The sequence below is a fragment of the Saccharothrix variisporea genome, assembly GCF_003634995.1.
Classification (GTDB): domain Bacteria; phylum Actinomycetota; class Actinomycetes; order Mycobacteriales; family Pseudonocardiaceae; genus Actinosynnema; species Actinosynnema variisporeum.
The window spans coordinates 4,557,546-4,577,048 of the sequence record NZ_RBXR01000001.1 but is presented as its reverse complement, the minus strand read 5'-3'; the positions used below and the strand labels follow the sequence as shown (position 1 = coordinate 4,577,048).

The window sequence follows — 19,503 nt, the reverse complement described above, 5'->3', positions numbered from 1 at the left end:
GACCGGACGGAAGGTGTCACATGATCAAGTACATCGCGCTGTACCGGAAACCCGAGGACCCGCAGGCCTTCGACGAGGCCTACTTCGCCTCCCACCTCCCCCTGGTGCGCAACACGCCCGGCCTGCTCAAGGCCGAGGTGGCGAAGGTCGGCCGCGTGTTCGTGCCGGGCTTCCTGGGCGAGCACGAGCCGCACGTCGTGGCCGAGATGTACTTCGCCTCCGAGGCGGACATGAAGGCCGCGTTCAAGTCGCCGGAGTGGCAGGCCGCCGGGGCGAACCTGACCGAGATCGGCGGGATGGAGCTGGTGGCCATGTTCGCGGCGGAGGTCGTCGAAGCATGATCGCGGTGGTGATCGGTGGCGGCACGATGGGCGCGGGCATCGCGCACCTGCTGCTCGCGGGCGGGCACGAGGTGGTGCTGGCCGAGTCGTCGGCGGACCGGGTGGTGACCGCGCGGTCGGCGGTCGCGGCGTCGTTGGCCAAGGCGGCGGACCGCGGCAAGCTGGCGACCACGCCCGACGAGCTGCTGAAGAACCTGACGGTCGTGGAGCAGTTGGCCGAGGTGCCCGCCGAGCTGGTCGTGGAGGCCGTGCCGGAGGACGTAGACCTCAAGCGCCGCGTGCTGGCCAACGCCGCAAACGCTTGCCCCGACGCGGTCCTGGCGTCCAACACCTCCTCCTTGTCGATCACCGCGCTGGCGCAGGGCCTGCCCGGCGAACGCGTGATCGGCATGCACTTCTTCAACCCCGTCCCCGTGCAGCAGCTGGTTGAGCTGGTCGTCCACGACGGGGTCGCGCCCTCCACGGTCGCCAGCGCGCGCAAGTGGGCCGAAGACCTGGGCAAGACCGTCATCGAGGTCAAGGACGCGCCCGGCTTCGCCACCTCCCGCCTCGGCGTCGCGGTCGGCATGGAGGCCATCCGGATGCTGGAGGACGGCGTCGCCAGCGCCGAGGACATCGACACCGGCATGCGCCTGGGCTACGGCTGGCCGATGGGCCCGCTGCGGCTCACCGACCTCGTCGGCCTCGACGTCCGCCTCGCCATCGCCGAGCACCTGGCCGCCGAGCTGGGGCCCCGGTTCGAGCCGCCGGCGCTGCTGCGGGAGAAGGTCGCGCGCGGCGAGCTGGGTCGGAAGTCGGGGCAGGGCTTCTTCACCTGGTAAGCAGGACGGTGTGCTGATCCGAGAGCTGACCGGGGACGACGCCGACGAGACCCGCCGACTGCGCCGCGTGGCCTTCGGCTCCACCTCCGAGGACGACCCGGTTCGCCCCGGGCGGCGCGGCCTGCTCGCCGAGCTGGACGGACGTCCGGCGGCGGTGCTCACGATCACCGGGTTCCACCAGTTCTACGGGGGCCTGCCGGTGCCCATGGGCGGCATCGGCGGCGTCGCCGTGGACCCGTCCGCGCGCGGGCGCGGCGTGGCGTCAGGCCTGCTCGACCGCGCCCTGACCGACCTGCGCGACCACGGCCAGCCGTTGTCCGTGCTCTATGCGACCGTGCCGGCGCTCTACCGGTCGCGCGGCTGGGAGCGTGCCGGCGTGTTCGAGTGGGTGGACTTCCCGATCGACCGCCTGCCCGCCGGCCCCCGGATCGCCGCCCGCCCGGCGACCACCGACGACCTCGACGCGCTGCACGCCTGCTACGCCGACCTGGCGGCCACGGTGAACGGCCTGGTCGACCGGTCCAAGCCGGGCGTGGACGTGGCCGACGTGCTCAACCTCGACGTGGTCACCGTGGTGCCCGGCCACGACGGCGAGGTGCGCGGCTTCCTGACCGCCGAGCGCAACCGCGACGGCCTGCGGGTGTTCGACCTGGTCGGGCGGGACGCGACCACCCAGCTCGGGCTGCTGCGCTCCCTGACCAGCTGGGCGGGCCTGCTGGACCAGGTGTCCCTGCGGGTGACCGACCCGGCCGTGACGGGCCTGCTCACCAACCAGGCCATCCGCTACACCGTGAACACCTCCACCTGGCTGCTGCGGGTCGTGGACCTGCCCGCCGCCGTCGCCGCCCGCGGCTGGCCCACCGCGCCGGCCCTGAAGGACGCGGCCGTGGACCTGGACATCACCGACGACCACGCCCCCTGGCACGCCGGCCGACAGCGGCTGGTGGTCGAGGACGGGTCGGTGCGGGTCGAGCCCGGCGGCACCGGCGCGGTCCGCCTGCACGCCCGCGCGCTCGGACCGTGGTTCAGCGGCATGCAGGACACCCACGCCCTGCGCCGAGCGGGCCTCCTGGACGGCGACGGCGACGCGGCCCTGCTGGACCGCCTGGTCGGCGCACCGGGCGTGCCCCGCCTGGCCGACTTCTTCTAGAACCCTCCGATGTGACCGGACGCGGCGATGTCGCCTAGCCTCCACCGGTGCTGACCGCGCTGGAGCTGATCGGGATCGCCGCCTTCGCCGCCTCGGGCGCGCTGGCCGCTGTGCGGTCCCGCTTGGACGTCTTCGGGGTCATCGTGCTCGCGCTCACCACCGCGTTGGGCGGCGGCACCATCCGGGACGTGCTGCTGGACGTGACCCCACCCACGGCCCTGGTGACCTGGCCGTACCTCGCGGTCGCGGGCGGTACGGGACTCCTCGTCTTCCTGTTTCACCCGACCGTGGCCAAACTTCGCCGTTCCGTGTTGGTGCTGGACGCGGTGGGCCTGGGCCTGTTCGTCACCGGCGGCACCAACACCGCCCTGGCCCTGGGCGCACCCCCTTACGCGGCGTGCCTGGTCGGAATGACCACCGGCATCGGCGGCGGCGCCCTGCGGGACGTGCTCCTCCGCGAAATCCCGCTGGTCCTGCGCCGGGAGATCTACGCCGTAGCCGCCTTGGCCGGCGCTGTGATCGTCGCTCTCGGTGATCACCTGGGCTTCCCGCCCGAGCCGGTGGCCGTCACCGGATCGGTCGTCATCATGGGGCTGCGCATACTGGCTCTCTGGCGCGGTTGGAATGCTCCGACCGCACCAAAACTTGACGGTGTTTGATGGCCGCGCCTCCGGCACGGCGGTCAAGTCGCCTGGAAGCCGGTCGTCCGGGGCTGACTCGGCGACGATCGAAAAGACGCCGATCGACGCCGAGTCAACCCCGGACGACCGGCGCGACTTGACGGTTAGCTCACATGCCCTTCTCAGGCCGCTCTCAGGACGAGAGGCAAAACTGATCCCATGCGCATCCTCGTTGTCGACGACGACCGGGCCGTGCGTGAGTCGCTCCGCCGCTCACTGCAGTTCAACGGCTACCAGGTGGACCTGGCCGGTGACGGTCAGCAGGCCCTGGAAGCGGTCGTCGCGCAGCGTCCCGATGCGATGGTCCTGGACGTCATGATGCCCAGGCTGGACGGGCTGGAGGTGTGCCGGCGGCTGCGCAGCACCGGCGACGACCTGCCGATCCTGGTCCTGACCGCCCGCGACGCCGTGTCCGACCGCGTGTCCGGCCTCGACGCCGGCGCGGACGACTACCTGCCCAAGCCCTTCGCCCTGGAGGAGCTGCTGGCCCGGCTCCGGGCGCTGCTGCGCCGGGCCGCCGCCGACGCCGCCACCGAGTCCGCGGGCACGGTGCTGAAGTTCGCCGACCTCGAACTGGACCCCAACACCCGGGACGTGCGCCGCGGCGACCGGCCGATCAGCCTCACCCGGACCGAGTTCGCCCTGCTGGAGCTGTTCCTGGCGCACCCGAAGCAGGTGCTGACCCGGGGCCGCATCCTGGAGGACGTCTGGGGCTACGACTTCCCGACCTCCGGCAACGCCCTGGAGGTCTACGTCGGCTACCTGCGTCGCAAGACCGAGGCGGACGGCGAACCCCGCCTGCTGCACACCGTGCGCGGAGTCGGCTACGTGCTCCGGGAGACACCTCCGTGATCGGTACCGCCAACGGGCGGTTCCAGCGGGTGTCCCTGCGGGCCCGGGTGACCCTGCTGGCGGCGTTCTGCGTCGCGGGCGTGGTCGCCGTGGTGTCGCTGGGCGCGTACATGACCGTCAGCAGCAACCTGGACGACCAGCTCAACGAGAACCTGCGCCAACGCGCCCGCGCCGCCGTCACCGCGCCGAGGGTGAACGCCGACCTCACCGAGGTGCCCGGCGCGTTCCTCGCCGCCGGCGACGTGCGGATCGGCCTGCTCGACGTGGGTGGCCGCATGCTCTACCCGACCGGCACCATCGCGCCCCCGTCCAGCTCCGGCGACCTCGAGGTCGCCCGGGGCGCGAAGCTCGAGAACATGTGGGACGACTACCGGACCGGCTTCCGGGTGATCTCCGTCCCCTACGAGGACGGCCGGGCCATGGTGATCGCCCAGTCGATGGCGCCGCTCAACCAGACCCTGGGCAAGCTGTCCGTGGTCCTGTTCGTGATCAGCGGCATCGGCGTGCTCGTCGCGGCGGCGGCCGGCACCGCCGTGGCCCGCACCGGCCTGCGCCCGGTGCAACGCCTGACCGAGGCCACCGAGCGCGTCGCGCTGACCGGCGACCTGCGCCCCATCCCGGTGACCGGTGACGACGAGCTGGCCAGGCTCACCCAGCGCTTCAACGCCATGCTGGGCGCGGTCGCCGACTCGCAGGAACGCCAGCGCAGACTGGTCGCCGACGCGGGCCACGAACTCCGCACCCCGCTGACGTCCATGCGCACCAACCTGGAACTCCTCCTGGCCTCGGAACGCCCGGACGCCCCCACCCTGTCCGACCAGGACAAGGCGGAGATCCACGCCGACGTCCGCGCCCAGCTGGACGAACTCACCACCCTCATCGGAGACCTGGTCGAACTGGCCCGCGAGGACGCCCCCCAGGTGGTCCACGAACCGGTGGACCTGGTCGAGGTGGTCGAACGAGCCCTGGACCGAGCCCGCCGCCGAGCCGCCGCCGACGTCACCTTCGACGTGCGCCTCCAACCGTGGACCCTGCTCGGCGACTCCAGCGCCCTGGAACGCGCGGTCTTGAACCTCCTGGACAACGCCGTGAAGTTCAGCCCGTCCGGCGGCACCGTCCGCCTGGAACTCCGCCAGGTCGGCGACGGCAGCGTGGCCCTGGAGGTCGCCGACTCCGGTCCCGGCATTGCGGACGCCGACCTCCCGCACGTCTTCGAACGCTTCTACCGCTCCAGCGAGGCCCGCACCCTCCCCGGCTCGGGCCTCGGCCTGGCGATCGTGAAGCAAGCGGCCGAACGCCACGGCGGCGCGGCCTACGCCGGCCGGGCACCGGAGGGCGGCGCGCTGTTCACCCTCCGACTGCCCGGCCGTCCCTGATCACACCTCACGTCCACCGGGACCCGGCGAAGATCCCGGCTACCCCTTCGTCGAGCCCAGCGTCAGCCCGCCGATGAACTGCCGCTGCAGCACGAAGAACACCACCAGCGTCGGCAGCGCCACCAGCAGCGACCCCGCCGCCATCAGGTTGTTGTCGGTGAAGAACGTCCCCCTCAGGTTCTGCAACGCCGACGTGATGGGCATCTTGTCGCCGGTCTGGATCAGCACCAGCGCCCACAGGAAGTCGTTGTAGATCCAGGTGAACTCCAGCGTCGCCAACGCCGCCAGCGCGGGCCGGCACAGCGGCAGGATGACCTGCCAGTACTGCCGGAACACGCCCGCGCCGTCCACCCGGGCCGCCTCGCCGAGCTCGTGCGGGATGGTCTTCATGTAGTTGCTCAGCACGAACACGCAGAACCCGGACTGGAACGCCACGTGGATCAGCACCAGCCCGACCTGCGAGTCCAGCAGCAGCCCGGACTCCGACACCCAGTCGGGCACCTCGATGAGCAGGTACAACCGGTACAGCGGGGTCACCACCACCTGCTGCGGCAACAAGTTCCCCGCCGTGAACAGCATCAGCAGCGCGATGTTGAACTTGAAGCTGAACCGGGACACCCCGAACGCCACCATCGAGCTGAGCAGCAGCACCAGCACCATCGCGGGCACGGTGATCAGCAGCGTGTTCAGGTAGTAGTGCGGCAGGTCGGCCTGCTCCCACGCGTTGCCGTAGTTCTCCAGGGTCAGGCTCTCGGCCCACGAGAAGTACCCGTTGCGGTTGGTGTCGTCGTAGGTGCGCAGGGACGCGTACAGCGCCCACAGCAGCGGCGCCAGCGTGGCCAGGCAGGTCAGCGCCAGGAAGACGTGGAGGGCCACCCGGCCCGGTCGGAGCGTCACGCCCTCTCCTCCTTCCGGAACACCTGGAACAGGTAGGTGATGATGAACCCGAGCGAGATCAGCAGCAGGACCACGGCGAGCGCGGAGCCCCACCCGATCCGGCTGGACTCGCCGATGATGTTGTCCGTCACCAGCACGGACAGCAGTTCCAGCCCGTTGCGGCCCTTGTTGACCACGTACACGATGTCGAACGCGCGCAGCGCCTCGATCACGGTCACCACGAGCACCACGATGTTCACCGGCTTGAGCACCGGGAACGTGACCCGCGTGAACGTCTGGAACGCGCTCGCGCCGTCCAGCGCCGCGGCCTCCTTCAGCGCCGGGTCCACCGATTTCAGCCCGGCCAGGTACAGCAGCATCACGTACCCGGTGTGCCGCCAGGCCGCGGCGACCAGGACCGCGTAGAGGTTGATGTCCGGGTCGCCCAGCCAGTTGGTCGGGTGGTCGTCGGCGGTGCCCAGCAGGTTGTTCAGCAACCCCTGCTCGGGCTGGTAGATCAGCTGCCAGATGAACCCGACCAGCGCCAGCGACAGCACCATCGGCAGGTACAGCGCGCTCTGGTACAGCCGCCCGAACCGCAGTTGCCGGTCCAGCAGCACCGCCAGCAGCAACCCGGCGACGGTCGGCAGCACCAGCAGGAACACCAGCCAGATCAGGTTGTGCTGCAACGCCGGCCAGAACCGCGGGTACCGGGTGAAGATGTCCACGTAGTTCTGGAAGCCGACCCACTCGATGTCCTCGAACCCGCCGATGCCGTCCCACGAGCTGAACGACAGCGCGATCGAGCCGAGCGCCGGCACCCACACGAACAGCACGTGCACCAGCGAGGGGATGCCGAGCATCAGCCCGAGCACCAGCTTGTCCCCGGAGGGCAGCGCGGTCGCCCGCCTGGTCCGGCGGTACGGCGGGGGAGAGGTCGCCGCCGTGCCGCCGGGGTCTGCCTGGCCGGAGGCCTTGTCCTGCACCGCGGTCATGCCGCTCACCCCGTGAAGATCGTCTTCGCCTGGTCGGCCATGCCCTTGAGGATCGAGTCGATGTCGTTCGGGTTCTGGATGAACGCGTTGAGCCCGTTGGTGGCGGCGTCGCTCGCGAAGCGCGGGTCGGTGTCGCGGTCGAGGAACTGCGTGATGTGCTTGGCGTCCTTGATGACCTGCGCGGCCTTCTTCTGGATGGCGTTGTAGCCGGACGTGTCGGCGTTGCTCACCGTGGCGATCGACGTGGGGTCGGTCTTGAGGTAGGCCGCCTGCGCGGCGGGCGTGGCCAGGTACTCCAGCAGCTTCTTCGCGCCGGCCTCGTTGGCGGGCTTGCGGGCCATCATGTAGCCGTCGATGGGCGCCTCGACGGTGTCCTGGCCGTGCGCGGGGTTGATCTCGGGGAAGGGGAAGAAGTCCAGGTCGTCCAGGTCGGGGCCCTTGAACTGCTGGGCGACGAACGAGCCGAGCAGGTACATGCCCGACTTGCCCTGGCCGAGCGACTGCGCGGCCTCCTGCCACTCGCGGCCCAGGGCGTTCTCCTGGTGGAACGGCAGCAGCCGCTTCCAGGTGTCGAACACCTCCTTGACCTTGGGGCTCTGCCAGTCCTCCTTGCCGGCCATCAGGTCGACGTGGAACTGGTAGCCGTTGATCCGGAAGTTGAGCTGGTCGAACGTGCCCATGCCGGGCCAGCCCTGCTTCTGGGCGAACGCGATCGGCACCAGGCCGTCGGACTTCATCTTGGTGGCCAGGGCGACCAGCTGGTCCAGCGTCTTGGGGACCTCGTAGCCGCGCTGCTGCCAGATGCTCTTGCGGTAGAAGACGCCCCACGGGTACTGGGTGAACGGGATCAGGTACTGCTTGCCGTCCGACCCGGTCGAGGCCTCCTTCAACGCGCTCGCGTAGCCGCCGCCGACCTTGCTCCACACGTCGGACAGGTCGCCGGTGAGGCCCTTGCCCGCGAAGAACCGCATCCGGTAGCCCGCGAACCAGGCCAGCACGTCGTCGGGGCGGCCCTGGAGGTAGTTGTTGATCTGCTCCTGGTACTGCTCGTGCTGCTTGGTGTTGATGGCGACCTTGAGGCTCGACTCCTTCTCGAACGCCTGGAGCACGGCGGTGATGGCGTCCTTCGGGACCTGGTCGGAGAGGTTGTTGCCGAACGACACGGTGTCGGTCGCGCTGCCCTTGTCGGAACCGCCGCAGGCGGCGAGTCCCGGGACCGCCGCGAGGCCGGCGCCCGCGACGATCGCCTTCAACAGGGCCCGGCGGCCCATGAGCGGGTGAGGGGTCTCGAACCTTGCCATCTTCGCTCCTCCGAGTGACACGACCAACACACGACCGAACAGGAGTTCAACAAAGTTGCGCACAATGTGGTCTGAAGCACACCTCATGTCAAGCCCCGTTACGCAGCCGTTAACCGGCAGGTTCGGACCGTAGTCGCGCTGAACTGGGTGGATCGGCCGCCTCGGTGATCGGCTACCGCCGAACAGAGTCGAACGATCGATCCTGTTCGCTTGTGTTGACGATGTCGGACTTTGTCGTCAGTCTTTGCGGCATGACCAGTTGGCCGTTGGGTGTGCCGGGGCTCGCGTGGGGTGCCGACTACAACCCGGAGCAGTGGCCCGAGGACGTGTGGGCGGACGACGTGCGGCTCATGCGCGAGGCCGGCGTGAACCTCGTCAGCGTCGGCATCTTCTCGTGGGCGCTGCTCGAGCCCGAGGACGGTCGCTACGAGTTCGGCTGGCTCGACCGCGTGCTCGACCTGCTGCACGAGGGCGGCATCCGGGTGGACCTGGCGACCGCCACCGCGTCCCCGCCGCCGTGGCTGACCACCGCGCACCCCGAGATGCTGCCCGAACGCGCCGACGGCGTCCGGCTGGCGCACGGCTCCCGCCAGGAGTACTGCCCCAGCTCACCGGTGTACCGGCGCAAGGCCGTCGCCCTGGCCCGCGCGCTGGCCGAGCGGTACCGCGACCACCCGGCGTTGGCCGCCTGGCACGTCGGGAACGAGTACGGCTGCCACGTCTCGCGCTGTTACTGCGACCGTTGTGCAAGCGCTTTCCGCGAGTGGCTGAAGGCCCGCCACGGCACGCTCGACGCGTTGAACGACGCCTGGGCGACCGCGTTCTGGAGCCAGCACTACACGGCGTGGGACCAGGTCCTGCCCCCGCGCGCCACCCCGACCTACCACAACCCCGGCCAGCTGCTGGACTTCGACCGGTTCTCCTCCGACGCCCTCTTGGAGCTGTTCAAGGCCGAGCGGGACGTGTTGCACGAGGTCACCCCCGGCGTGCCGGTGACCACGAACTTCATGGTGGGCTGGACGTTCTCCGCGCTGGACTACTGGGCGTGGGCGCGCGAGGTCGACTTCGTCTCCAACGACCACTACACCGCCTCCGAGGACGCCGAGCGGCACGTCGAGCTCGCGTTCGCCGCCGACCTCACCCGCGGGCTCGCGCAGGGCAAGCCGTGGCTGCTCATGGAGCACTCCACGTCGGCGGTGAATTGGCAGCACCGCAACCTCGCCAAGCTGCCCGGCGAACTGCGCCGCAACTCCTACGCCCACCTGGCCCGGGGCGCGGACGGCACGCTGTTCTTCCAGTGGCGGCAGTCCCGCGCCGGCGCCGAGCGCTACCACTCGGCGATGGTCCCGCACGCCGGCACCGAGACCAAGGTGTTCCGCGAGGTGTGCCAGGTCGGCGCGGAGTACCGGGCGGTCCGCGAGCTGATCGGGTCCACTGTGGACGCTCGGGTGGCGTTCGTCTACGACTGGCAGTCCCGGTGGGCGGTGGGCCAGCCGGGTCACCCCAACGCGGACTTCTCCTACCAGGAGAACGTCTTCGCGCTGTACCGGGCGTTCTGGCACGCCGGCGTGACGGTGGACTTCCTGCCGCCTGACGGCGACCTCTCCGGGTACCCCCTGGTCGTGGTCCCCGCCCTGTACGCCCTGGACTCCGCCGAGCCGTTCGAGCGCTACGTCGAAGGCGGCGGCCGGCTGCTGGTGACGTACCTGTCCGGCGTCGCCGACACCCGCGGCCACGTGCACCTCGGCGGCTACCCGGGCGCGTTCCGCGACCTGCTCGGCGTGCGCACCGAAGAGTTCTTCCCGCTCGGCTGGGGTCAGACCGCCACCCTGGACGACGGCGGCCACGTGGCCCTGTGGACCGAGCTGCTGCACCTGGACGGGGCCAAGGCGGTCGCCTCCTACGCGGACGGGCCGCTGCCCGGCGTGCCCGCCGTGACCCGCCACGAGCACGGCGACGGCACGGCCTGGTACCTCGCCTGCGGCCTGTCCGGCGAGGGGCTGGCCAAGCTGGTGGACGCCGTGCTGTTCGACGCGGGCGTGCCGCGCGGCCCGTCGGACGTCGAGGTGGTGCGTCGCCGGGGTGTCGTGGCCGGTTCGCCCGTATCGTGGCTGGTCGCGATCAACCACGGGGGCGGCGACGTCGAGCTGCCCGCGGCGGGCGTCGAGCTGCTCACCGGAACGCGCGTGACCGGGCGGCTCACCGTGCCCGCCGGAGGAGTGGTTGTCCTCAGGGAAGAGGTGTGACGTGCTGGCGCGGCAACGGCAAGCGGTGATCCTGGAAGAGGTCCGGCGGACCGGCGCGGTGCGGGTCAGCGACCTGGTGGTGCGGCTGGGCGTCTCCGACATGACGGTCCGCCGCGACCTGGACGTGCTGGCCGCCCGCGGCCTGGTGGAGAAGGTGTACGGCGGCGCGACCTCGGTGGTCGGCCGCAGCACCGACGAACCCGGGTTCGAGGCCAAGTCGGTGCGCCAGCTGCCGGAGAAGGAAGCCATCGCCGCCGAGGCCGCGACCCTGGTCCGGCCGGGCACCGCGATCGGCCTGTCCGCGGGCACCACGACGTGGACGCTGGCGCGGTTCCTGGACGACATCCCGGACCTGACCGTGGTGACCAACTCCATCCGGGTCGCCGACGTGCTCCAGCAGAGCGGGCGCACCGACCGGACGGTCGTGTTGACCGGTGGGGTGCGGACGCCCTCGGACGCGCTGGTCGGGCCGGTGGCCGTGCAGGCGCTGCGGTCCCTGCACCTGGACGTGGTGTTCCTGGGCGTGCACGGCATGGCCGAGCGGTCCGGGTTCACCACCCCGAACCTCAACGAGAGCGAGACCGACCGCGCCCTGGTCGACGCGGCCGGGCGGGTCGTGGTGGTCGCCGACCACACCAAGTGGGGCACGGTCGGCATCTCGACCATCGCCGCGCTGGACGAGGCGGACGTGCTGGTGACCGACGAAGGACTGCCCGAGACCGCACGGGGCGTGCTCGGGGAGCAGGTGGGTGAGCTGGTCCTGGCGCACGTGCCCGGACGGGGAGAGGAAGAGTTCGCGTGAAGCGCACGGCGGGGAAACTTGCCGATGGTCGGGAGATCATCTACTTCGACGACACCCCGGAGGCGCCACCCCGCGTGGCCGTCGACACCCGGGACCTCCCGCGGACGCAGCCGCTGTCGGAGGTGCGTCGCGATCCCCTGACCGGCGAGTGGGTGGCGATGGCCGCCCACCGCCAGACCCGGACCTACAAGCCGCCCGCCGACCTGTGCCCGCTGTGCCCGTCGACGCCGGAGAAGCCGACCGAGATCCCCGAGGCGGACTACGACGTCGTCGTGTTCGAGAACCGGTTCCCGTCCTTCGCGCAGGACGTGCCGGACCTGCCGTCCACTGTGGACGGCATGGCGATGGTGGCGCGGGCCGCCGGGCGGGGCCGGTGCGAGGTGGTGTGCTTCACCTCCGACCACACCACGTCGTTCGGCTCGCTGCCCGTGTCCCGGGTGCGGACCGTGGTGGACGCGTGGGCCGACCGGACCGCCGCGCTGAACGCGATGCCCGGGGTGGAGCAGGTCTTCCCGTTCGAGAACCGGGGCGAGGAGATCGGCGTCACCCTGCACCACCCGCACGGCCAGATCTACGGCTACCCGTTCGTGACCCCGAAGACCGAGCGGATGCTGGCCGTGGCCGGCGAGTACCTGTCGGTTCACGGCACCCACCTGATGGGTGACGTGCTGGCCGCCGAACGGGCCGTGGGGACGCGGGTCATCGCGTCGTCCGAGCACTGGACCGCGTACGTGCCCGCCGCCGCCCGCTGGCCCGTCGAAGTGCACGTCGTGCCGCACCGCCGGGTGCCCGACCTGCCCGCGCTGTCGGCCGAGGAACGCGACGACTTCGCGCAGTTCTACCTGTCGGTCCTGCACCGCTTGGACGCGCTCTACCAGCGGCCTCTTCCTTATGTCGCGGCCTGGCACCAGGCCCCGGTTCGGGTCGGGCGCGACCTGGCGTGGCTGCACCTGGAGGTGTTCTCCGTGCTGCGCACCGCCGACAAGCTGAAGTACCTCGCCGGCTCCGAGTCCGGTATGGGCGTTTGGGTCAACGATGCGACACCTGAGCAGATCGCGGAGCGTCTGCGCGGGTGAAGTTCATCCCTGAGGACTCACAACTGATGCCCAGGTCCGTTTAAGGCTCCTCTCAGGCGCACACCCCAGAGTGGTGGGCATGACCGAGAACGAGCCGCAGCAGCCGCAGAGCAGCCCGTGGGCGCCCAGCGGCGCCGGTCGTGCAGACGCCGGTGACCGGCAGCAGGGTGCCGGGGTGCCGGAGGACGGCGGTGCCGGAGCTGTGCAGGGCAGCTCCGAGCCGTCGGGAGGAACCGGTGCGGGCGGCGCTGTGCAGGGCAGCGCCGCCGCGCCGGAACCCAGTGCGCACGGTGTCCGGCAGGGGGACACCGCGCGCCTGGACGACGGTGGCGCGAGCGCTCCGCAGGGGGAGGCCGCGCCGCCGGAGACCGGTGACCACGGTGCTTCGCAGGGGAGCGCCGTGCCGCCGGAGACCGCTGGTCAGGGTGCTCTGCAGGGGAGCACCCCGGCCGCGGCGGCCGGAACGCCGAGCGCCCCGTACGGGAGCGCCGCGTCCCCGGCACCCGGGTTCCCCGGGAACCCGATCGGCTCGCCGGGCGCTGTGCAGGGCAGCGCTGGGCAGCCGTCCACCGGTTGGGGGAGTGCCCAGCCGCTCGGCGGGCCGGGCGTCCAGCAGGGGACGCCCGGCCGGCCGGGACCCTACTTCGCACCGCCTGGGTCCACGATGACCCAGCCCCGTCCGCGTGAACGGGGCCGCGGCAAGGTCGTCGCCGGTGTCACCGCGCTCGTGCTCGCCGTCGGCGGCGTCGCGGGCGGCGTCGGTGGCTACCTCGGCTACCAGGCCGCCGACCAGGCCCGGCCGGTGACCAACGCCCTCAACGCCCCGCCGCCCGCGCAGCAGACCGGCAACCCGACCGCGGGCTCCATCGAGCAGGTGGCGCAGAAGGTGCTGCCGACGGTCGTGCAGGTGCAGGTCAGCGGCGGTGCCGGGTCGGGGATCGTGGTCAGCTCGGACGGCTTGGTGCTGACCAACAACCACGTCGTCGAGTCCGCCGCCGGCGGTGGCCCGATCAGGGTCCAGTTCCAGGACGGCAAGACGGCGGCGGCGAAGATCGTCGGCCGCGACCCGACGTCCGACCTGGCGGTGCTCAAGGCCGACGGCGTGTCCGGCCTCGCGACCGCCGAGCTGGGCAGCTCGGGTGACCTGCGGATCGGCCAGCAGGTGGTGGCCGTGGGTTCGCCGTTCGACCTGAACGGCACCGTGACGTCGGGCATCGTCAGCTCCCTGAACCGCCCGGTGAAGGCAGGCGGCGAGGACGGCAGCCAGACGACGGTCCTCAACGCCATCCAGACCGACGCGGCCATCAACCCGGGCAACTCGGGCGGACCGCTGGTGGACATGCAGGGCCGGGTCGTCGGCGTGAACTCCGCGATCTACAGCCCGAACCGCCAGGGTTCGCAGGCGGGGTCGGTCGGCATCGGTTTCGCGATCCCCATCGACCAGGCCAAGCGCACGGCGAAGGAGCTCAGCGAGACCGGCAAGGCCACCCAGACCGTCCTGGGCGTCCAGGTAGTCGACAACCAGACGGGCGGCGCCCTGGTCAAGGACGTCACCGCGGGCGGCGCGGCCGACCAGGCGGGCCTGAAGGCCGGCGACGTGATCACCCGCTTCGGCGACCGTCCCATCGCCACCTCGGACGCCCTGGTGGCCGCGGTCCGGTCCCGGGCTCCCGGCGAGAAGGTGCAGATGACGGTGGGCGGCAAGACAGTCGAGGTGACCTTGGGCAGCCAGCCGGTGGAAACCCGGTAGCCCCCGCCCCTGTCACCCCCCTTCCTCACACACCCTTTCCCCACAGACCCCGGCTCACGTGCCCGAGCCGGACCAGAGGCCGCATCCCGGCAGGCCGCCCCTCACCTGCCGGCATGCGGCTCCTGACGTTCTCCCCTAAGATCATCGAGACGGCCGCCCGCGACTTTCACCCGATCCAGCGACATGCAGGATCCGAGCCGTTTCGCCGTCTCGCGCGTCCCGTAAACAAGGAGCGCGGGCGGACGGCGGTGGCTTCCGGATCCGGCCTCGGGGCTTGCTCGGGGCTTACTCGGAGGCGGCCCGCCGGAGTTTGGTGGAGCGGGTAGGTGCGCCGGCGGACCGATTCGCGCGTGCGGTGCGGCCTCGGGCGTGCGGTGCGGGCTCGCGCGTGCGGTTGCGGCTTTGGGCGGGTGCGGTGCGGGCTCGGGGCTTACGAGGTGGTGACGGCCTGGGCGTGGGCCGGCTCTGGCGTCCCATCCGGCCGTACCGTGGGGCGGTGAGCGAGACCGGGCGCGTGCTGGTCGTGGACGACGACATGACCGTGCGGGACGTCGTGCGGCGGTACCTGGAGTTGGCCGGGCACCACGTCGAGCTCGTCGGCGACGGCGAGCAGGCGTTGCGGCGCGTCGCCGAGCGGGAGCCCGACCTCGTCGTGCTCGACCTGATGCTGCCCGGGATCGACGGCCTGGAGGTGTGCCGCCGCCTGCGGCTGCGCAGTGCGGTCCCGCTGGTGATGCTGACCGCCCTCGGCCAGGAGGAGGACCGCATCGCCGGCTTGACCCTCGGCGCGGACGACTACGTCACCAAGCCCTTCAGCCCCCGCGAGCTGGCGCTGCGGGTGACGTCGGTGCTGCGCAGGTCCCGCGCCGCCGCGTCCGCGTCGCCGTCCGTGCTGGTCGACGGGGACCTGCGGGTGGACGTCGGCGCGCACACGGCCTGGCGCGACGGCGTCGAGCTGGCGTTGACCACGCGCGAGTTCGACCTGCTGGTCTTCTTCCTGACCCACCCGGGGACGGCGTTCTCGCGCGCCGAGCTGCTGTCGCGCGTGTGGGGGTGGGAGTTCGGCGACCAGTCCACGGTGACCGTCCACGTGCGACGCCTGCGCGAGAAGGTCGAGGTCGACGCGGCGCGGCCGTCGCGCATCGCCACGGTGTGGGGCGTCGGCTACCGGTGGGACAGGAGCGCTTGATGTTCGCCTGGGGCAGGAGCGGCTGATGCTCGTCGAGATCTCGCACATCCTCCCGTACGCGGTGCTGTTCTCGTTGCCGCTCGCGGTGCTGGGTGCGTTGCTGTTGCGGCGGTTCGTGCGCGGGTCGTTGGCGGCGGCGTTGACGGTCCTCGCGATCGTGCCGGTGGTGGCGACGGTCGGCGGCGTGCTCGCGGTCAGCGGGTTCATGTTCACGTCGACGCTGGTCACGACCGTGCTGGTGTGCGGGCTGGTCGCGCTGGTCACCGTCCCGGCGGCGGTGGTGCTGGGGCGGTCCATCGCGCGGCGCAGCGTGTGGGAGCGGGAGGCGCGTGCCCGGGAGCGGGCGGCGGAGGCGTCGCGGCGGGAACTCGTGGCGTGGATCAGCCACGACCTGCGCACGCCGTTGGCCGGCATCCGCGCCATGGCGGAGGCGTTGGCGGACGGCGTCGTGACGCAGCCGGCCGAGGTCGCGGACTACGCGGGCCGGATCTCGGCGGAGGCCCGCCAGCTGTCCGGGATGGTGGACGACCTGTTCGAGCTGTCCCGGATCACCGCCGGCGCGCTGCGGTTGACGTTGTCCGAGGTGCCGTTGGCGGACGTGGTGAGCGACGTCGTGGCGGCGGAGCGGGCCGTCGCGGCGCGCAAGGGGGTCGAGCTGCGGGCGGACGCCGTGACGTGGCCGGTGGTGCTGGGCTCGGACCCCGAGCTGGCGCGCGTGGTGCGCAACCTGCTGGCCAACGCGATCCGGCACACGCCGCCGGACGGGACGGTCGCGGTGCAGGTGGACGTCGAGGGCGCGGAGGCGTTGGTCCGCGTGGACGACGCGTGCGGCGGCATCCCGGAGGCGGACTTGCCGCGCGTGTTCGACGTGGCCTTCCGCGGCACGCCCAGCCGGCAGCCGGTCGGCGGCGGGCTGGGCCTGGCGATCGCACGCGGTCTGGTGGAAGCGCACCGGGGCACGATCGACGCCTGCAACCACGGCGCGGGCTGCCGCTTCGAAGTCCGGTTGCCGTTGCGCACCGCGTGACGCCGTGTCCGGGAGCCGGCCCGGTCGGTCCACTGGGTACGGTGATTCGCATGGAACGCAGCGCTCAGCGCCTGGGACGTGCCCTGGTCGTGATCGTGGACGACCGGGTAGCGCACGGTGAGCACGAGGACAGCACGGGGCCGCTGGTCACCGAGCTGCTGGAGGAAGCGGGATTCATCGTCGACGGCACCGTCGCGGTGGAGGGCGAGGTCGTGGGCATCCGCGCCGCGCTGAACACGGCCGTCATCGGTGGCGTCGACCTGGTGGTCACCGTGGGCGGCACGGGGGTGTCGCCGCGCGACGTCACACCCGACGCGACGCAAGGCGTGCTGGACCGCCCGATCGCGGGCATCGCGGAGGCCCTGCGGGCGTCCGGGCTGGCGGCGGGCGCGGTGGACGCGGGCATCTCGCGCGGGCTCGTGGGGATCTCGGGCAGCACCCTGGTGGTGAACCTGGCCGGTTCGCGGTCGGCGGTGCGCGACGGCATGGCCACCCTGTCGGCCCTCGTGCCGTACGTGATCGAACAGCTCTCGGGCCTGGACGAGGCATGACCGACCCGGCCGACGACGCCCCCGCCTCGGCAGCAGCCACCTCGGCCGCCGCCGAGGCGGCGCGTCGTCGCCGGCTGGCGGAGGTCTTCGGCGAGGTCCTGCCGGACTCCCCGGACGAACCGACCCCCGCCGCCCGCGACGAGCAGTGGTACCGCGAGAACCGCCCCCCGCACCACGAGTAGCCCCCACACCACGAAAGCCCGCGACCGCGATCAGCCGTCGAGTGGGCCCACCGCGGCAAGACCACGCTTCCGAGCTGGGCGATGGTCGCTTCGGGGACGGAACGGGAAGGCGCGGCCGATCTCGGCGCCGGCAACCGCGCGGCCCCGGCAACCGTGCGGGGCCAGCAACCGCGCGGCCCCGGTAACTGCGCGGGGCCGGCCAGCGCGCGGAGATGGCCACCGCCCGGAGATGGCCAGCGCAGGGATGACCACGGCTGCCGGGGTGCTGGTGTGGGTGCCGGTCCGAGGGCTTGGGCGGTGCGTGGCCAGCGCCGCCGCCCGGCCGGCGGGCGGGACGGCGTTGGGTGGGCTGGAGGGGAAGCCCGGTTGCTGTAGGGGTCAGTTCAGGTTCTGGCGTTGCTGGGCGGCCAGCAGGTCGCGGATCTCCTTGAGGAGTTCCACGTCCGTCGGCTCGGCCGGGCCGGGCTCTTCGCCCCGCTTGCGGCGTTCCTTGATCTTGTTCATGGGCATGACGAAGATGAAGTAGACGACCGCCGCGACGATCAGGAAGTTGATCGTCGCCGTGATGATCGCGCCGAAGTCGACGGTCGTCTTCTCCGTGCTGCCGAGCTGGACGGCCAGGCCGGCGACGTTGTTGCCGCCGAACAGCGCGACGACCGGGTTGATCAGGTTGTTCGTGAACGCGGTGACGATCGCGCTGAACGCCGCGCCGATCACGACCGCGACCGCGAGGTCGATCACGTTGCCGCGCATGAGGAAGTCTTTGAAGCCTTTGATCACGACCGGCTCCTCCGTTCGGGGGGACACTTGGGGGCTAGCGGAGGGTAACCGGTTGCGCTCCTTCCTGTGACACAGCGGTACCTGTGTCGGATCAGTCGGTCGGGGTGAGGGTGGGGGGCAGGTTGAGGAGCGGGAACAGGGTTGTGCCGAAGGTGGTGATCTCGGCGATGCGGTCGCCCTCGACGCGCAGGACGTCGAGCTTGAACGGCCGGAACAGGGTGTCCCCAGGCCGACGCAGGTAGCTCGCCGCCGCGGGCATCCGGTTCACGCCGGTCGGCAGCAACCGCCAGTCGCCGTCCCGGTCGGGACCCAGTGCACGCTCCATCAACGGCGCCACGGCGGCCAGGCCGTCGAAGCACAGCGGCAGCGGCGGCATGGTGACGCGCAGGTCCTCCGCCGCGATCGCCACCGCCGCGGCGGCGTCGCAGCGCTGGTGCGCGTCGATGAACCGGTCGAGCAGGTCGCGTTCGGCCGGACTGGGCTCGGGCGCGGACCACTCGTGGCGGTGCGACGGCAGGTGCTGCCGCATCGTCGCGCGGGCGCGTTGGAGGGCGCTGTTGGTCGCGGCGACGCTCAGGTCCAGCAGGTCGGCGGTCTCCTTCGCCGACATGTCGAGCACCTCCTTGGCCAGCAGCGCGGCTCGTTGCCGGGGCGGCAGCACCTGGAGCGCGGCGAGGAAGGCCAGCTCGACCGTCTCCCGCGCCACCGCCACCACGTCCGGCTCGTCCTCCGCCGGGGCGAGCAGCGTGTCCGGGTACGGGGTCAGCCAGCTCACCTCCTGTTGCGCCGTCACCGGCTTGCGCGCCCGGGACCGGATCGCGTCCAGGCACGTCGTGGTCGCGATCCGGTACAGCCACGCCCGCACGTTGCCGCCGTCGAACGTCTCCCGCCCCTTCCACGCCCGCAGCAGCGTCTCCTGCACCGCGTCCTCGGCCTCCTCGTAGGAGGCGAGCATCCGGTAGCAGTGGACGTGCAGCTCCCGCCGGTGCCGGCGGAACGCCTCGTCCAGGTCGAGGTCCACGTCGAGGTCCATGGCGTCAGCGCACGGCCTTCGCCACCTGCTGGACGGCCCACGTGTTGCCGTCCGGGTCGTCGAAGTAGACGAAGCTGTTGTAGTCGGCGTTCGCCGGGTCCGGACCGGGCACCATCCCGCCGTCCTCGAAGTGCTGGACGCCGGAGTGCTTGATGCCCGCCGCGTCGAGGTGCGCGGCGGCGGCCTCGATGTCGGCGACCACCAGGTGGTTGCCCTTCAGCGAACCCGGCTCCACCCCGCCGCCCAGGCCCTTGCCGAAGACGATCGAGCACCCCGACCCGGGCGGTGTCACCTGGACGACCCGGAACGCGTCACCGGCGCGGTGGTCGTTGTCGACGGTGAAGCCGAGCTTGTCGGCGTAGAACTCCTTCGCGCGGTCGACATCGGCCACGGGGACGACGACCACTTCCAACTTCCAGTCCACGGTGTGCTCCTTCGCGAGTGCCTGTTGCCTACACCGAGTGGAACGTCGGCC

The 19,503-nt window shown here is 71.6% G+C and carries 20 protein-coding genes; 14 read left to right on the top strand and 6 right to left on the bottom strand.

Features of this window, described 5'->3' with window-relative positions; all coding sequences use genetic code 11:
- Positions 1 to 20: 20 nt before the first annotated feature.
- The 6 genes from DFJ66_RS20345 (at position 21) to DFJ66_RS20320 (ending at position 5,220) form a co-directional block, all read left to right on the top strand.
- Positions 21 to 341 (top strand): EthD family reductase, encoded by a 321-nt coding sequence (locus DFJ66_RS20345; protein ID WP_121223275.1) that lies wholly within the window; start codon positions 21 to 23, stop codon positions 339 to 341.
- Positions 338 to 1,162, top strand: a complete 825-nt coding sequence (locus tag DFJ66_RS20340) for a 3-hydroxyacyl-CoA dehydrogenase family protein (RefSeq protein ID WP_121223274.1) — start codon at positions 338 to 340, stop codon at positions 1,160 to 1,162. The genes DFJ66_RS20345 and DFJ66_RS20340 overlap by 4 nt, the downstream gene beginning before the upstream one ends.
- 10 nt (positions 1,163 to 1,172) lie before the next feature.
- Complete coding sequence (locus DFJ66_RS20335; RefSeq protein WP_121223273.1) at positions 1,173 to 2,312, top strand: GNAT family N-acetyltransferase; 1,140 nt, start codon at positions 1,173 to 1,175, stop codon at positions 2,310 to 2,312.
- Between the two features lie 47 nt (positions 2,313 to 2,359).
- Positions 2,360 to 2,971, top strand: coding sequence for a trimeric intracellular cation channel family protein (locus tag DFJ66_RS20330; RefSeq protein WP_121223272.1), 612 nt, complete (start codon positions 2,360 to 2,362; stop codon positions 2,969 to 2,971).
- Positions 2,972 to 3,151: 180 nt separating this feature from the next.
- Positions 3,152 to 3,844, top strand: coding sequence for a response regulator transcription factor (locus DFJ66_RS20325; protein WP_121223271.1), 693 nt, complete (start codon positions 3,152 to 3,154; stop codon positions 3,842 to 3,844).
- A complete protein-coding gene (locus DFJ66_RS20320) occupies positions 3,841 to 5,220 on the top strand; it encodes a sensor histidine kinase (RefSeq protein ID WP_121223270.1) in 1,380 nt (459 codons plus the stop codon). The genes DFJ66_RS20325 and DFJ66_RS20320 overlap by 4 nt, the downstream gene beginning before the upstream one ends.
- A gap of 39 nt (positions 5,221 to 5,259) precedes the next feature.
- On the opposite strand, the gene DFJ66_RS20315 is transcribed toward DFJ66_RS20320, so the two are convergent.
- The 3 genes from DFJ66_RS20315 to DFJ66_RS20305 are packed head-to-tail and all read right to left on the bottom strand — an operon-like array spanning position 5,260 to position 8,392.
- Positions 5,260 to 6,117: a carbohydrate ABC transporter permease gene (locus DFJ66_RS20315; protein ID WP_121223269.1), complete on the bottom strand. Its 858-nt coding sequence runs from the start codon at positions 6,115 to 6,117 to the stop codon at positions 5,260 to 5,262.
- Positions 6,114 to 7,091, bottom strand: a complete 978-nt coding sequence (locus tag DFJ66_RS20310; protein WP_121231456.1) for a carbohydrate ABC transporter permease — start codon at positions 7,089 to 7,091, stop codon at positions 6,114 to 6,116. Before DFJ66_RS20310 ends, DFJ66_RS20315 begins: the two co-directional genes overlap by 4 nt.
- 5 nt (positions 7,092 to 7,096) lie before the next feature.
- Positions 7,097 to 8,392 (bottom strand): ABC transporter substrate-binding protein, encoded by a 1,296-nt coding sequence (locus tag DFJ66_RS20305; protein WP_121223268.1) that lies wholly within the window; start codon positions 8,390 to 8,392, stop codon positions 7,097 to 7,099.
- A gap of 251 nt (positions 8,393 to 8,643) precedes the next feature.
- On the opposite strand from DFJ66_RS20305, the gene DFJ66_RS20300 reads away from it, so the two are divergent.
- The 8 genes from DFJ66_RS20300 (at position 8,644) to DFJ66_RS20265 (ending at position 17,215) form a co-directional block, all read left to right on the top strand.
- On the top strand, positions 8,644 to 10,638 hold the full coding sequence (locus tag DFJ66_RS20300; protein ID WP_121223267.1) for a beta-galactosidase: 1,995 nt from the start codon (positions 8,644 to 8,646) through the stop codon (positions 10,636 to 10,638).
- Between the two features lies 1 nt (position 10,639).
- Positions 10,640 to 11,440, top strand: coding sequence for a DeoR/GlpR family DNA-binding transcription regulator (locus DFJ66_RS20295; RefSeq protein WP_121223266.1), 801 nt, complete (start codon positions 10,640 to 10,642; stop codon positions 11,438 to 11,440).
- The gene (gene galT, locus DFJ66_RS20290; RefSeq protein WP_121223265.1) at positions 11,437 to 12,516 is read left to right on the top strand and encodes a galactose-1-phosphate uridylyltransferase; all 1,080 of its coding nucleotides are present in this window, start codon (positions 11,437 to 11,439) and stop codon (positions 12,514 to 12,516) included. The genes DFJ66_RS20295 and galT overlap by 4 nt, the downstream gene beginning before the upstream one ends.
- A gap of 79 nt (positions 12,517 to 12,595) precedes the next feature.
- The gene (locus DFJ66_RS43560; protein ID WP_211351239.1) at positions 12,596 to 14,266 is read left to right on the top strand and encodes a S1C family serine protease; all 1,671 of its coding nucleotides are present in this window, start codon (positions 12,596 to 12,598) and stop codon (positions 14,264 to 14,266) included.
- A 496-nt stretch (positions 14,267 to 14,762) separates the two neighbouring features.
- Positions 14,763 to 15,455: a response regulator transcription factor gene (locus tag DFJ66_RS20280; protein ID WP_211351238.1), complete on the top strand. Its 693-nt coding sequence runs from the start codon at positions 14,763 to 14,765 to the stop codon at positions 15,453 to 15,455.
- A 25-nt stretch (positions 15,456 to 15,480) separates the two neighbouring features.
- Positions 15,481 to 16,482, top strand: coding sequence for a sensor histidine kinase (locus DFJ66_RS20275; protein WP_121223264.1), 1,002 nt, complete (start codon positions 15,481 to 15,483; stop codon positions 16,480 to 16,482).
- 50 nt (positions 16,483 to 16,532) lie between these two features.
- Positions 16,533 to 17,033: a MogA/MoaB family molybdenum cofactor biosynthesis protein gene (locus DFJ66_RS20270; protein WP_121223263.1), complete on the top strand. Its 501-nt coding sequence runs from the start codon at positions 16,533 to 16,535 to the stop codon at positions 17,031 to 17,033.
- Complete coding sequence (locus DFJ66_RS20265; protein WP_121223262.1) at positions 17,030 to 17,215, top strand: hypothetical protein; 186 nt, start codon at positions 17,030 to 17,032, stop codon at positions 17,213 to 17,215. Before DFJ66_RS20270 ends, DFJ66_RS20265 begins: the two co-directional genes overlap by 4 nt.
- 378 nt (positions 17,216 to 17,593) lie before the next feature.
- On the opposite strand, the gene mscL is transcribed toward DFJ66_RS20265, so the two are convergent.
- The 3 genes from mscL to DFJ66_RS20250 all read right to left on the bottom strand — a co-directional run bounded on the left by mscL (position 17,594) and on the right by DFJ66_RS20250 (position 19,452).
- Positions 17,594 to 17,995, bottom strand: a complete 402-nt coding sequence (mscL, locus tag DFJ66_RS20260) for a large-conductance mechanosensitive channel protein MscL (protein ID WP_121223261.1) — start codon at positions 17,993 to 17,995, stop codon at positions 17,594 to 17,596.
- Between the two features lie 91 nt (positions 17,996 to 18,086).
- Positions 18,087 to 19,028 carry an RNA polymerase subunit sigma-70 gene (locus DFJ66_RS20255; protein ID WP_121223260.1) on the bottom strand — a complete coding sequence of 314 codons (942 nt, stop codon included), beginning with the start codon at positions 19,026 to 19,028 and terminating at the stop codon, positions 18,087 to 18,089.
- A 4-nt stretch (positions 19,029 to 19,032) separates the two neighbouring features.
- Complete coding sequence (locus tag DFJ66_RS20250) at positions 19,033 to 19,452, bottom strand: glyoxalase superfamily protein (RefSeq protein ID WP_121223259.1); 420 nt, start codon at positions 19,450 to 19,452, stop codon at positions 19,033 to 19,035.
- Positions 19,453 to 19,503 lie beyond the last annotated feature (51 nt).